The following is a 14571-nucleotide window of genomic DNA, read 5'->3' on the forward strand; positions in this document are numbered from 1 at the left end:
GTGCTAAAAAAGTTTTTGTTATTTCATAATACGAGTCAGTTGGAAAAACTTTTTATAATCTTCCGGTATGGTATCTATGTTTAATAAACAACCTTCTTCAATAGGAGGATAAATATCATGATAGGTTTTTACGTCATATAAACCTACACGTTTACTTATATGATCTCTTGTTAATTCGGCCGGACTATTAAGTCCAGCGGCAGCTACAAGTTCTAAGAAACTATGAATTGTTGCTTCATGATAACGATTAGCTCTTGGTGCTTTATCATCTACAACCAAACCTTTAGCTAAAGAAGGGTTTTGTGTTGCTACACCAACAGGACATGTGTTTGTATTACACTGTAAGGCTTGGATACAACCAATAGAAAGCATCATTGCTCGTGCACTATTACAACCATCAGCTCCTAAAGCTATGGCTCTTGCCATGTGGAAACCTGTTATTATTTTTCCAGCAACAATCACTTTGATTTCTTTTCGTAATCCAAAGCCTACTAATGTGTCGTGTACAAAAATTAAGCCTTCACGTAGCGGCATTCCCATAGAGTTTGAAAATTCAACAGGCGCAGCTCCAGTTCCACCTTCACCACCATCTACGGTAATAAAATCTGGAAGAATTCCTGTAAAAATCATCGCTTCACAAAAATCCATAAATTCTTGCTTTCTACCTATACAAAGCTTAAAACCAATAGGTTTACCATCTGAAAGCTCTCTAAGTTTTTTTATAAAGTACATAAACTGAATAGGATCAGAGAATGCAGAATGAGACGGAGGAGAATGCACAGCTATACCAGGTTTTATATGTCTGATTTTTGCAATTTCTTCTGTGTTTTTTGACGCTGGTAAAATTCCACCATGACCAGGTTTTGCACCTTGAGATAGCTTTATTTCAATCATTTTTACTTCAGGTCTTGTCGCATTTTTTCTAAATGTCTTTTCATTAAAACTTCCATCGTCATGTCTACAGCCAAAGTAACCTGTACCTATTTGCCATATTAAATCTCCACCATGTTTTAAATGGTAATCACTAATGCCACCTTCACCTGTATTATGTGCAAAGTTCCCCATTTTTGCACCTTTATTTAAGGCCAGTACTGCATTGTCACTTAATGAACCAAAACTCATTGCCGAAATATTTAATAAACTTGAAGAATAAGGTTGTTTACAATCCTTACCGCCAATTATTAAACGTGGAAACTTACCAATGTTTTTTGGGTTAGTCTTGGCATACATTGAATGTTCTAACCATTCGTATCCAGAATGGTAAATGTCCATTTGAGTACCAAATGGTTCGGTATCGTTTTCGCCTTTAGCTCTTCTGTAAATTAAAGATCTAAGAATTCTATTAAGAGGTCTTCCCTGCGTATCAGTTTCAACAAAGTACTGCATTATTTCAGGTCTAATAGACTCTAGCATATATCTAAATCTTCCTATTAAAGGAAAGTTACGTCTGATGGTATGTGAGGTTTGTAGAATATCAAAAATCCCCATAATTACAAGTGGGCCTATTAATATAAAAATCCATAGTATGGGGGACCAAAAGAAGGCTATTCCAATAATAGCTAAAACTAAAATTGTAGAAATTAGTATAAACTTTTCACGAACTTTCATAGTACTGAATTTATTAAAGCGGCAAAGATAAGATTACCCAATCAAATAATAAATTAAAATTGTGTAGTTTGTGTTTTTATGCTAATTTTTTTTTTAAATCGATAATTATCTAAAGGTTTTTTTATAAATCTCTTAAAATATATGAAATTAAGAAATTGTAATTTTTACTAAAAAGCTACCTTTTTGAAGAATTCATAATTTAAAAATTATTAAGGCTATGGTTTCCAATAAAAATAAGTCAAAAACAACTTTCTACTAGTTTTGAAAACAGTTTAAAACTAATGATGACCATGCATTACTTTTGAGTGTTGTAGGTAGGTTTTCTTAGAAAAGATCAATTTTCTCAGTTTGAAAATTATGTGAAGTGTAATAAATTATAAAACAGCCTATTTTAAGTTAAAAAATCTTTAAATGACGAAAAAATTTAAGCTTTCATATCTTGAAATCTTATCTTTGGAATTAAACACACTTTATATCAAATTGAATTTATATGATTAAAAAAGTATTTCTCACACCATTCCAAAAATTTGTAAAAATAGAAAGCTCTAGTGGTATTCTATTAATGCTAGCTACAATTGTAGCTCTAATTTGGGCAAATTCGCCCTTTGGAGATGTTTATAGAGAAATATGGCAATATGATATTGGTATTGTAACCCAAACATTTGAGTTTAAAAAACCTTTAATTCTTTGGGTAAACGATGGGTTAATGGCTATTTTCTTTTTTCTAATTGGTTTAGAAATTAAAAGAGAATTGTTAATAGGAGAACTTAACTCTCCAAAAAAAATTGCATTTCCATTGGTAGGAGCAATTGGAGGAATGTTAGTGCCTGTTGCCTTTTTTTTATTGCTAAATCAAAATGCAGATACCTATAAGGGATGGGGAATCCCTATGGCAACTGATATTGCATTTTCATTAGCAATTTTGAATGTTTTAGGAAAACGTGTGCCATTAAGCCTTAAAGTGTTTTTAACAGCCTTTGCTATTGTAGATGACATTGGAGCAGTATTAGTCATTGCCATATTCTACAGTGGAACTATTAATATAACGTTATTGTTGATTGCCGTGGTAATGCTTATGTTTCTATATTACCTCTCATTTAAAGGTTACTACTCTCGATTTATAATGTTTTTCTTTGGAATTATTATCTGGTTTTTATTCTTAAAATCGGGTATACACCCAACAGTAGCTGGTATTTTATTGGCTTTTTCAGTTCCTATTAGGCAAAAAATTGATACATCAACATTTTTAGAGCAATTAGAAAATGTATATACTGATATTAAAAAATCAAGTGTATTGCAAAAGCCTATTCTCTCTTCAGAACAAATAGAGCTTATAGGTGATTTAGAAGATTGGTCATCTAAATTTCAATCTCCATTACAGCATTTAGAACATAATTTACACGGCTGGGTAGCCTACTTTATCATTCCAATTTTTGCATTAGCAAATGCAGGTGTACTTATAAGTGGTGCAGATAATTTAGATATTGCATTGGTTACTAATATCGTGATTTGTTTAGTGCTAGGAAAAGGTATTGGAATTACTTCAGTTGTAATGATTGCACAAAAAATTAAACTTATTGAAGTGCCAAATGAAATTAGTTTTAGGCAAATTATAGGTGTTGCGTTTTTAGCAGGTATTGGTTTTACTATGGCTATTTTTATTGCAAGTTTAGCATTTGCTTCTACACCAGAATACATAGATTCTGCTAAAATTGGTATTCTTATAGGCTCTTTTATATCAGCTATTATAGGTTATATTATATTGCGTTTAGATTCAAATAAAAGTACCAAGACTACTATTTAGTTTGTAAAATTTGATCCATTACCCAAGATGTATGTGCCGCAGACACACCTGTTGAAGGGTGTGTTGCGTGATGTAACAAATGTTTTTTTATGTTTTGAACATGATGAAGTTGAATGTTTTCGGGATGTTCAATAACTAAGCTTTTAGATACTCCGTTGCATTCTAAAATAATAGGTTTTTCATCAAAAACTGAAAACTCTATTTTGCCTTTGTTTCCATATATTTGAACGATGTCCTCACGCTTTTCAGTACCAAAATTCCAACTTCCAGAACCTGTAATTCCTGATTTATGAAGCCAATTTGCAGTAACGGCATCTTTTGCAGAGTATAAACCTTGTTGGTTTACTGAAATACCATTTGCTTGAATAATGTCTCCTAATAAAAAAGTAAATAAATCCAAACCATGTGATGCTAAATCATCAAAGTAACCTCCTGGTGCAATATGAGCATCGGTCCTCCAATTATATGTTTGTGATAAATCTATATTATTAGCAGGTTTACTTAGGTGCCAATTAAGATGTCTTATACTTCCAATAGCATGATTATCTATCCATGTTTTTATTTGTGTAAACCGAGGTAGTGAACGTCTATAATAGGCTACAAATAAGGGTAAATTTTTATCTTTAAAAGCATCGTTAATCCTAGTACAAGCATCATAAGAAGGAGCCATAGGTTTTTCAATACAACATATTTTTCCAGCTTTTGCTACTTTTAAAGCGTAATATTCATGAGAGTCAGGTGGAGTAGCTATATAAATAGCATCAATATCTACATCATAAATAAGATCGTCTGCATTTATATAATACTTTGGAACTCCATGTCGCTTGGCAAAACTTTCTACCTTTTCTAAGCTTCTTCTCATTACAGCAGATAGCATAAATCCTTCCGTTTTTTGGTAGGCAGGACCACTTTTTAATTCAGTAACTTTGCCACAGCCTATAATTCCCCAATTGTATGTTTTTATACTCATTACGTTAATTTAGCTTTTTTTATGAATGATGTTTTTGTGTTAATTTGTAATCCATAATCCATAATAGAAGATGTTAATATAATGTTTTAATTTTTTCTAGTCCTAGGCTTTAATTTGTATTTTGATAAAAAAGACCTCAATTTTCTATACATTTGTTTCTATAATATATGGTTTAGCAAACGTTTTAGTTTGCGCTAAAAGCTCATCAAATAAAAGCTTTTATAATTATTAGTGCGACTTATTAAATGCTATTACAAACTGAGCAAAAACTAATTGAATCGGAATTAATTTATAACAGCGTTATACCAATTGTAATTGGTCTTATAACGCTCTTTATCTTGTATCGATTGGCTAAGGTTTTTCAGTTTTATTATGTCTCATATTTTAAAAAGCCAGTATATGCTCATACGTATTTTAAGCTTAATAAACTTACTCCTGTACAGCATTCAATTTTAAAAAAAGAGTATTTATTTTTTAAAAAATTACCAGATAAGCATCAGCGTTACTTTGAGCATAGAGTGGCTACGTTTATAAAGAAGACCCAATTTATAGGTAGAGACGATTTAGTAATTACTGATGAGATGAAAGTTTTAGTCGCAGGAACCTCTACAATGTTAACTTACGGATACAGTAAGTATCTTTTAGAAATAATAAAAACAGTCATTATATACCCAAAGGCTTATTACTCTCATATTAATAAAACATACCATAAAGGTGAAACAAATCCTCAAATGAAAGCAATAGTGTTTTCTTGGGAAGATTTTAAACACGGTTATAAAATAGGAGATGATAACCTTAATCTTGGAATTCATGAATTTGGTCATGCACTGCATCTTAATGCAACTGTAAATAATGATGCTAGTAGTTTAATGTTTAAGCATGGATTTAATCGTTTGATGACATACTTACAGCACAATAAAACTATTAGAGAAAATTTAATTGCGTCAAAATATTTTAGAGCTTATGCTTATACGAATCATTATGAGTTTTTTGCTGTATTATTAGAGAATTTTATTGAGACACCTACTGAATTTAAGGCTCAATTTCCAGAGCTTTATAGATATATGAAACAAATGGTTAATTATAAGTTTACAGGTTATTAGTCACTATTTAAAATAAACCTTATTTTTGACCCACAAAAAGGAAAAATATGAAGAGAATTTTGGTAACTGGTGGAGCTGGTTTCGTAGGATCGCATTTATGTGAGCGCCTATTAAATGAAGGAAATGAAGTTATTTGTTTAGATAATTATTTTACAGGTTCTAAAAGAAATATAGAACATTTAATGGATCATAATTATTTTGAATTAGTACGTCATGATATTATTAATCCTTATATGGTTGAAGTTGATGAAATATACAACTTAGCCTGTCCTGCATCACCTGTTCATTATCAGCATAATCCTATTAAAACGGTAAAAACGTCTGTAATGGGAGCTATTAATATGTTAGGTCTAGCTAAACGTGTTGGTGCAAAGATACTACAAGCTTCTACTAGCGAAGTTTATGGAGATCCAAATGTGCATCCTCAAACAGAAGGTTATTGGGGAAATGTTAATCCAATTGGATTGAGATCTTGTTATGACGAAGGTAAGCGCTGTGCTGAAACGTTATTTATGGATTACCATAATCAAAACGATGTTAAAATTAAAATCATACGTATTTTTAATACTTATGGTCCAAGAATGCATCCTCAAGATGGTCGTGTTGTTTCAAACTTTATTGTGCAAGCTCTCCAAGGTGATGACATTACAATTTTTGGTAATGGTACTCAGACTAGAAGTTTTCAGTATGTTGATGATTTAATTGAAGGAACCCATCGCATGATGAATAGTAGAGATGGTTTTATTGGTCCAGTAAACATTGGTAATCCAATAGAGTTTACCATGTTAGAATTAGCTAAAGAAGTCATAGACTTAGTAGGATCCAAATCTAAAATTACATTCCTTCCTTTACCTCAAGATGATCCTTTACAACGACAACCAGATATTAGTTTGGCAAAAAAAGAGTTAGAAGGCTGGGAACCAAAGGTGCATTTAAAAGAGGGGCTTAAACACACTATTAATTACTTTGATAATTTACTTAAAGAATAATTAAGTATAGAGTACAAAAAAGGTTCACAATTAATTGTGAACCTTTTTTTATGATTATTTTATATGTACTTTTTTACAATTTAAAGACAGCTTGTAAGTGGTATTGAAAGTGGTTATTGTCAAACCCACTTTCGGAATGACTAAAGGCAAATTTAGCTATAGTTTGCGCTCTTAAGCCAAAAGTTCTACTTCCATTTAACCAAACAAGAGCACCACCACCAATATTGGCAGAAATATTTGTTTCATCTATATGAAAGAAACCAACACCTGCATTGGCATAAAAATCAATCCAATCAGCATTTCGTCCTAGAATATGTTCACCAAAATAATACTTTACGTGGGTGTCTAAAGATAAATAATTGTAATCTTCCTGTAAATCAACACCATCAATAAGCTTATCTTCATTAAATCCATTGAATGTAATAGCTTGTTCTATTGAGAAATTCTCACTCCAATTAAATTCAACTGCAGCAGAGACAGGGAACTGGAAACTCCAATCACCAGGGTGGTAGATAGGTGATCTTGATCCTAAACTGTTGATAGCGTTAACCCCAACGTTTAAATACCAATCATTATCACTTCTTTGAGCAAAAGACGATATACTAAATGCTACTAATAATACAATTAAAAATAATTTCTTCATGCTAAAATAATTTTGTTCAAAGGTAAACTTTATGGTTTATAAAACAAATATTACGAAAAGTTTTATAATAATACTCAAAAAAAATTAATTGTTGCTCAAAATAGATGTAAAATGAGCAAAAATTCGCTTTCTATCCTTAATTACGGCTTTTCTATAGGAACTATTTGACATAAAAAAGCACAATCGATTTGTGATAATTGGTATAAAGCTAATTAATTTTAAGAGTTTATTCCAATTTTTATAAAATTTAATATGGCTTAGTTTAAATAAGTAAAAGCCAGTTAAAACTCTTGTATATCTATGCTTTACAATAATTATGTCATTAAAGAATAGGCTAGAATATATAAAATATTTTTTAAATATCTTGTTTTTATACCATTCTTTATTTCCTTTATATTTTTGTTGTAATATAATTGTATCGTAAATAGATCTAAAACTTATACTGTTGTATAAAGCACCGTAATCATTAATTTGAAAATTAAGCACATTATGCATCATAAGGTGTTTTATAGATGGGATAAATACGTTATTGTGTTCTTTTTTTTCTTTAAAAATCGACAGGTGCTCAAGTTCTGCAGTACTGTATGTTACAAATAATTTTCTATGAATCTCAACAGCAGCAATTCGAGTAGGAGATAGCTCTGTCTTTAGCCTTGGTAGATGCTTATGCTCAAAAAAATCGTTTCCTAATGTTTGTTTCGATGGGTAGTAACCATCTTTACAAAGTAATTCATATGCTTTTTTTAATTGGTTAGGTGGTACTAATATATCGATATCACCAAGCATACGTTCAGCTATGTCATTAAAACAACCAAGTGCTAAAAGTGCAGAACCTTTTAAAAAGACATGTTCTATATGTTCAGAATTGAAGAGCTCAGAAATGGAATGTACCTGGGTTAATACAATGTCATTCCGTTTTCTGTTTTCACTTGTAATATATTCAAAATAAGCAATAAGGTCTTCAGGTAATAAATGTATGAGTTGCTTGGTCTTTAACCGACAATAAATTGTAGGTATTATAAAGTGCTTACTACCTTCTTTTATAATAGTTTCCCAATTAAATGAAGCTTGGCTAAGTGTTTTTTCAAGTTGAGAGTTTGGTGTTTCAAAACTTAGTATATCTGCAATATGTTGGTATGTAATAGCTAAGTTATTCATAAGTCTCTCAATGAACTACTAATATAAGCTATTAAAGCTTTTTATTAAGTTGTTTAAATAATTTTGAAATTTCAGTAGTTACACTCTTGGTATTGCTATAGGTTAGTTGATACATGTCTATATCTATAAGCCAATCTAAAAATTGTTTTGCATGTTTTGGGTTAGGGGACAACCATGATTCTGGAATTATAGTTTCTAGAATGGTTTTAACAGATACTTTTTCCAGACTTGTGTTAGCCTTAGGTTTATAATTCACTAAAATAATTGCATGACAAGGGTAGTGGTTGTTTTTTGGCTTTTCACAAGGTATATATTTTAAATCTCCTTTGGTTTTATTAAATTTTACTAAAGGCAAGCTATCAAAATCACTTATAATTGGTTCAAGAACATTAAAAGCCCCTTTTTTTATAGATATAGCTAAAGGGTTATAATATATATGTTTGTCTTTAGATAGCATGGGAGATACATCATCTGCGAGTAAATCAAAACCACTTGCAGCTAATAGTGCACATAGGGTACTCTTTCCTTTTCCAGATTCTCCGATAAAAAGAATGGACGAATTGCCATCTGTTATCGTAGATCCGTGAAATGTACCAATCCAATCACTCTCCTGTTTATCGTGTAAAGTACAGAGTAATTGCATTATAAATTTACCTTGAATCAGATGGTAGTCATGCTTAGAAACCCGAGAAATTAAGCATTCATTTTTAAATAAATATAAATCCTCATCTTTTAAATAGATATCAAATGTAGCTAATGCTACATCACTAGATTTTATACAGCAATATGCCAAGGCAGGATGAACTGTTTTTAATACCAGTTCTGAATTGTAATATATCTGAATTGTTTTTCCTTCAAAATGATATTGCTTAGATATGTTTCTATAAGATTTATCTAAGGGGATTAAAGGAATTATTTGGGGCGAATAAGGTCTATTACAGTCCTCGAGGTAATTAAATAACGTTTCAGAAATACTGTAGGTGATATCATTTGAAACGTCAATGCTATCTGAAATTGTAGCGGAAAAATCGATTGTTGAATTAGATTCTAAATAAGAGTCTAAAAGTAATTTAAATTCTGGTTCAATAATACTATAACTATTGGATATGGTGTACCACAAAATCCAATGATCACCAAACATTTTTTTATATGTAGGTGCTAAGTTAGTATTCAAAATAAAAATCGAAAATTAATCGAATGGATCCCCTCCTGCATCTGGTGGTGATGATGATTGTGCTTTAAGTGGGTTTAAAATCACAAATGTTCCTACTGCTGTTAATGCAGCATACTTACCCATTTTTTGAATGGCTTCTTTACGAGTGATTTTATCTGAGTTGTTGTCTTCTTTCATGGCTTTTGCCCTAAATTTTGTGTTCAAAAATAGTAAAATATTTTATTTATTAAAGTAAAATACGAAAAGGTTTACATTAAATTCAAATTTTCTTTATAAAACAGCAATGTTTTCTGTTAAATTACATCTAAAATGTCAGACTTCAAAATTAATGTAAACACACTTCGTTTTTTCAATTTACCTAATTATTGTGTAAAAGATTTTGTTTCAAGTAAATAAAATCAATATTATGTTAAATTGCAAATATTACACCAACATATTTTGTATGTAATATTTGCAATATATAGAAAATTCAAGAAAATTAATATAACAATTTAACGTATAATGATTTTCTGAGTTTTGTTTTGAGTTCCATTAACTAATTGTACCACGTAAACACCCGCTTTTAAGCCACTAACATCAATGGTTTGTAGACTGTTTGAGTTTTGTAAAAGTGACGTGCTTACAGTTCTTCCTTGTATGTCATATAATTTAGCAGTTGTTGTTTCTGCTAACTGACCAGTAATAACTACAGTCTTATCTTTTTGATTGTTATAGATATTTAACTGATCTAAACTATTATCAGATATAGAAAGTGAATTGTCAGTTACACGTAAGTAAAAACGACCGGTTCCATTAAGATCAACATTTGGAGTAAGTGTATAATCACTTGTATTTAATAGTGTAGATGTATTAGTGACATTATCTTCAAGATAAATGTCTACTGTATTAGATAAGTTAGTCTCATTAATACTAAATATTAGCTGTTCACCTTGGTTTGCATTAACTCCTAAAGGAATTGTAATATTCATATAATCTGTTTTGCCAAGAGCTTGAACTGCAAGAGGAACATCTGTATTATCTTCTACTAAATGAGAATACAAAGCAAATGCAGGTGCAACACCTCCTATTAAGCTGGCGTCATATCCTGGGTCTAAACCTTGAGTTGAATATTGTGTAAAGAAAATATCAGTGATGAAGTTATCGTTAGTATTGCTAAGGTTTAATTTTAAGTTAGATATTACTGAAGCATTCCTTCCTGCAATAAAATCATCCCCTCCTGTTGCCAAACGCATATCAGAGCCACTCGTCGTAAATTCGATATTACCACCTGTAGTATTTGAAGATACGAAAAATGCCTGCCCTGGAGCAATATTCATACTCGTGTTTAACAAAGCACTTATAATGGTATAATCATCTGCAGATGTTCCGTCTGTGCTATCATTATAGCCATAGATTACAGCGGCACTAGGATCTAATAGACCAGCATTATGCGATAAAAATTCTTGAGCATCTAAATAAGATGGAAAAGGATTTCCTATTAAGTTTAATGTACTTTCTGAACCTTGGTTTATTGGAATCTGAACTAAACTTGTGTTTACTGTTCCTTCAAACGTTACAAGATTACTTGCTTCACCTTCTGTAATACCAGAACGATAACCTTTACCAGCAGTTAATAACGTAGTGTCAGTATCATTCCAAAGTTCGAAAGGATCAGTGCTACTATTGTTGTCAAACCCACCAAATAACACTTCTGGTCCAGAAGGGTTAGATCTAATATTTGGATTGTTAGCAATAAACGTATTAAAAGCCTGTCCTGATAAAGGGGCACTTATTAAATCGTTACCATTTACTGAATCGTTAGTATTAACATAACGGTTATATTTTACTGTTCCTGCAATCGTTCCATCAAGTATTAAACTTGAATAGCTCGTTGAGGTTGAATTTAACAACAGTCCTTCCGTTGAATTAACCGTTAAAGTAACACTAGAATTAACTGTAAGGCTAGCTCCAGGACTTACTGTTACAGTATTAGCAGTGGTGTTAGTATCCATTATTGCGTTACCTGAAGCAATTATGATATGATCATTAGCCGTAGCTATACCATTAGGGTTGCTTGGAGACCAGGTGCCGTTGTAGGTGTAGGTTGTAGGTGCGCCACAGGTTGCTGTGTGCGTACCTAAATTAGAAAATACATCTGTACCTAAGCTAGTCCATTCTGTAGCTAGAGTTGTAAAACTTGTTGAGCCGCAGCCAGAAGGATCTGTCGATACTCCTTCACATACATCTGTATTTCTGATAAGGGATTGATTTAATGTGCTGTTACCTCCAGTAGCGTTAAAGCCACTTCCTGGGTCACAACCAATATTACCAATAATGTCTATAATTATACCCTGCTTTTTAAGTACAACAGTATCATCTCCATTAAAAAAACAGACACCAGAATTATAAGCCGTTCCAGTGAATTCTGAAGTACTCTGAGCTCGTAAAACAATAACATCACCACTAGCAAGCGTTGTTGGGAAACCACCAGTAAAATCTTCAGTTTGGTTAGCAGATGAACTACCATTTGAATACATTTCAACAGAATAATCGGTCAATGTAATTGTAGTACCAGTGCCATTGTATATTTCTAAATATTTATTGTTTCCAGTATCTCCTTCTACATATTCTGAGAAAAATAAATCTGCAGCTCCAACTATAGGCTCAGTAATATCAAAAGGCGTGCTATCTATCGTTGCTAATGCACCGTCATCTGCAGTTAATACTAAACCAGAACCAGCTATCGTATGAGTTAGCGTAGAAAAAGTTGCTATACCGCTTACAGCAGTTGCAGTTACTGGTGATCCGGTTAATGTTCCTGTCGACGTAATGTCTACATCTAAATTATAATCTGTATCTAAGTTACCATTGGCATCTACACCAGAAACCGTTACAGCAGGACTCATTGCTGCATTTAATTCTGTGTCTGACGCTTGTTCTGAAAACACAAGTTCTGTTGCATCAACATTTATAGTTATATCATTACCAACAACGTCTCCTAATAAGAACGGATCAGCAAGACCTGAACCCGTTATATTAGTTTCAAATCCACTAGCGCTTTCATCTATTTGTAATTGTATAACACTACCATCTACTATAGCCGTAGTGTTTAAGTATAAGCCTAATAAAAATTCTAAGGCAGTACCATCTGAAACAGCAACAGGACTTCCAAAAGTCAATACAATTTCGGTATCCGTAATACTTGTGGTTGGTGAATAAGACACTGCGTTATCGTCTGATAAGGTAACCCCTTGTATATGGTCTGTCCAATCAGCCGTGTTATTTGGTCCTGGTACAAAACGCATCGTGGTCATATTTGTTGGTTCAGTATCACCAGATCCAAAATCTTCTACTACAAATCCTAAAGCATCAAAAGCTGTTCCACTAGTTGTAGCATCAGCAGCTATTATAGTTGCGTCAGCCACCTGTGGTGTCGAAGCGTATACTTCTGAGTCTGAGTCATTGTTTAATGCTGGAATCACATTTATAGTGTAATCTTCTACTTCTCCATCAGTTGAGCCTGTGCAAGCCCCTGGATATGAGCCGTATTGACAAACTACTCGCATTCTTGTATTCCCTAATGTTGCGCCTGCAGGAACACTTATGGTAAGTGGACTTAATGTTGTTGGACCATCCGTTACACCATTAGCAGTTCCTAATGCATATTCTTCAGTAGAGGTGTCAAATGTTCCGTCTTGATTCCAGTCTATCCAGGCTTTTGCATAAATAGTATATGCCCCATCAGTATTTAAATTCACTGTTAAATCAATATCACTACCTTGTATAGCATCGGTAGATTCCGCTGTGAAATCATCATAACCACTGCCTTGTCCAGTGGACTTATTAATGGTACCAAAGTTTACTAACGTTATTGAGGTGTTATACGAAGTAGTTCCTGTTACTGCACACCAATTTAATTCTGGTACGGCATCAGCAGTAACACCTGTACTCCAAGTTGTAGCTTTACGAGCAAAAACCTCAAAATGATAGGTGGTACCATTGGTTAAACCGGTTACAGTTGCTGAAGTCCCTGTACCTTTATAAACAACATACTCATCAGTACCTAAATCTGTGCCCGAACCAAAGGCAGCGTCTGCGGTGTATGCAGTACCATCACCTGTTGGTGTAACTGTTACCGCAGATGTTTCTTTAGCGACTACTAATAGCTCATCATAACAAGCTCCGTTAGTCCAGCTTAAATCAACTTCGGTATTACCTTCGCTTGCAGTAAATACCGTGACATCCGAAGGTGTAGAACATCCTGTTGTAAAACTACCAGTTAAGGCAGGTGTTAAATAACAGGTGTCAGTAGTATTATATTCATAAACAGCAACATGATAAGTAGTCGCTTCAGTTAAGCCAGTAATGCTTACTGAGCTCGTTGCAGAACCCGATTGTACAACATAATTACCTGTGCCTAGTTGGTCTCCCGAACCAAAAACAGTATTACCTGTGTAATCTGTTCCACTTGTAGGATCTTCATCAACAGCTGAGCCTTCTTTTACAACTACCAATACTTCATCTCCATCTCCATCTATCCAGTTTAAAGTGGCTGATGTCGTACTTAGAGCGGTTGTATTGTAAGCTGAAGCTTGGGTTGTTGGGGCAGCACATGCTGGGGCACCAGCCGTCCAAGTAATGTCGTCAATAGCAACTCGATCTGCACCACCTCCATTATTTCCTCCAATATTATTGTCTATTCTAATAACAAAGTCACCAGTGACGTTTATCCCTGAAATTGTTGTTGTTTGAACTGATCCACTATAAGGAATAGTTCCCACGCTTGAACCATTAATTAAAACATCTAATATGCCAGAGCCACCACTAAATTTTCTTTGGGTTGTAATAGTAATATCTCCAACTCCTCCACTAATTATTCCTGATGATATATAAGCATTAGCTACATCATCATTCAATAAAATAGCGTTTCCATTAATAGTCTCGTTTGAACTAGCTTTTGTAGCATTCCACGTCGAACCATCGTTGCCTGTCCAACTCCCACTATTGTATGGTGATATACTAGGGATATTATCAAAGGTTTCAGTCCCTTGAGCAAACCCAAGACTAGTCATCATCAAGGCAAATAAAAATGTGTAAATTTTTTTCATAGCGTATTGTTCTATAACAATTGTTTTTATTGTTT

At 32.9% G+C, this 14571-nt stretch carries 10 protein-coding genes; 3 read left to right on the forward strand and 7 right to left on the reverse strand.

Annotated elements, in window-relative coordinates; translation table 11 throughout:
* Positions 1-18 precede the first annotated feature (18 nt).
* Positions 19-1608 carry an FMN-binding glutamate synthase family protein gene (locus KO504_RS12370; protein WP_215927275.1) on the reverse strand — a complete coding sequence of 530 codons (1590 nt, stop codon included), beginning with the start codon at positions 1606-1608 and terminating at the stop codon, positions 19-21.
* A 490-nt stretch (positions 1609-2098) separates the two neighbouring features.
* Here KO504_RS12370 and nhaA point away from each other — a divergent pair, with 490 nt between their 5' ends.
* Entirely contained in the window at positions 2099-3412 is a 1314-nt protein-coding gene (gene nhaA / locus KO504_RS12375) for a Na+/H+ antiporter NhaA (protein ID WP_215927277.1), read from the forward strand.
* Here nhaA and KO504_RS12380 read toward each other — a convergent pair.
* On the reverse strand, positions 3405-4382 hold the full coding sequence (locus tag KO504_RS12380; RefSeq protein WP_215927279.1) for a Gfo/Idh/MocA family protein: 978 nt from the start codon (positions 4380-4382) through the stop codon (positions 3405-3407). The two genes, nhaA and KO504_RS12380, sit on opposite strands and share 8 nt — an antisense overlap.
* Before the next feature lie 245 nt (positions 4383-4627).
* Here KO504_RS12380 and KO504_RS12385 point away from each other — a divergent pair, with 245 nt between their 5' ends.
* Both KO504_RS12385 and KO504_RS12390 read left to right on the forward strand, forming a co-directional pair.
* A complete protein-coding gene (locus KO504_RS12385; RefSeq protein ID WP_215927281.1) occupies positions 4628-5485 on the forward strand; it encodes a zinc-dependent peptidase in 858 nt (285 codons plus the stop codon).
* Positions 5486-5532: 47 nt separating this feature from the next.
* Complete coding sequence (locus KO504_RS12390) at positions 5533-6474, forward strand: UDP-glucuronic acid decarboxylase family protein (protein ID WP_215927283.1); 942 nt, start codon at positions 5533-5535, stop codon at positions 6472-6474.
* Between the two features lie 73 nt (positions 6475-6547).
* Here the strand turns inward: KO504_RS12390 and KO504_RS12395 are convergent, their stop codons facing one another.
* The 5 genes from KO504_RS12395 to KO504_RS12415 form a co-directional block, all read right to left on the reverse strand.
* The gene (locus KO504_RS12395; RefSeq protein ID WP_215927285.1) at positions 6548-7117 is read right to left on the reverse strand and encodes an outer membrane beta-barrel protein; all 570 of its coding nucleotides are present in this window, start codon (positions 7115-7117) and stop codon (positions 6548-6550) included.
* Between the two features lie 84 nt (positions 7118-7201).
* Complete coding sequence (locus KO504_RS12400; protein WP_215927287.1) at positions 7202-8275, reverse strand: nucleotidyltransferase family protein; 1074 nt, start codon at positions 8273-8275, stop codon at positions 7202-7204.
* Between the two features lie 31 nt (positions 8276-8306).
* Positions 8307-9449 (reverse strand): hypothetical protein, encoded by a 1143-nt coding sequence (locus tag KO504_RS12405; RefSeq protein ID WP_215927289.1) that lies wholly within the window; start codon positions 9447-9449, stop codon positions 8307-8309.
* Between the two features lie 15 nt (positions 9450-9464).
* Positions 9465-9653, reverse strand: coding sequence for a hypothetical protein (locus KO504_RS12410; RefSeq protein WP_215927453.1), 189 nt, complete (start codon positions 9651-9653; stop codon positions 9465-9467).
* A gap of 287 nt (positions 9654-9940) precedes the next feature.
* Positions 9941-14536, reverse strand: a complete 4596-nt coding sequence (locus tag KO504_RS12415; RefSeq protein WP_215927291.1) for a beta strand repeat-containing protein — start codon at positions 14534-14536, stop codon at positions 9941-9943.
* Positions 14537-14571 lie beyond the last annotated feature (35 nt).

The sequence above is a fragment of the Winogradskyella psychrotolerans genome, from assembly GCF_018860565.1.
Classification (GTDB): domain Bacteria; phylum Bacteroidota; class Bacteroidia; order Flavobacteriales; family Flavobacteriaceae; genus Winogradskyella; species Winogradskyella damuponensis.

Excerpts from the sequence above, each read along its gene's own strand:
- KO504_RS12370 (WP_215927275.1), bottom strand. The coding sequence starts at position 1,608 with ATGAAAGTTCGTGAAAAGTTTATACTAATTTCTACAATTTTAGTTTTA.
- nhaA (WP_215927277.1), top strand. The coding sequence starts at position 2,099 with ATGATTAAAAAAGTATTTCTCACACCATTCCAAAAATTTGTAAAAATA.
- KO504_RS12380 (WP_215927279.1), bottom strand. The coding sequence starts at position 4,382 with ATGAGTATAAAAACATACAATTGGGGAATTATAGGCTGTGGCAAAGTT.
- KO504_RS12385 (WP_215927281.1), top strand. The coding sequence starts at position 4,628 with ATGCTATTACAAACTGAGCAAAAACTAATTGAATCGGAATTAATTTAT.
- KO504_RS12390 (WP_215927283.1), top strand. The coding sequence starts at position 5,533 with ATGAAGAGAATTTTGGTAACTGGTGGAGCTGGTTTCGTAGGATCGCAT.
- KO504_RS12395 (WP_215927285.1), bottom strand. The coding sequence starts at position 7,117 with ATGAAGAAATTATTTTTAATTGTATTATTAGTAGCATTTAGTATATCG.
- KO504_RS12400 (WP_215927287.1), bottom strand. The coding sequence starts at position 8,275 with ATGAATAACTTAGCTATTACATACCAACATATTGCAGATATACTAAGT.
- KO504_RS12415 (WP_215927291.1), bottom strand. The coding sequence starts at position 14,536 with ATGAAAAAAATTTACACATTTTTATTTGCCTTGATGATGACTAGTCTT.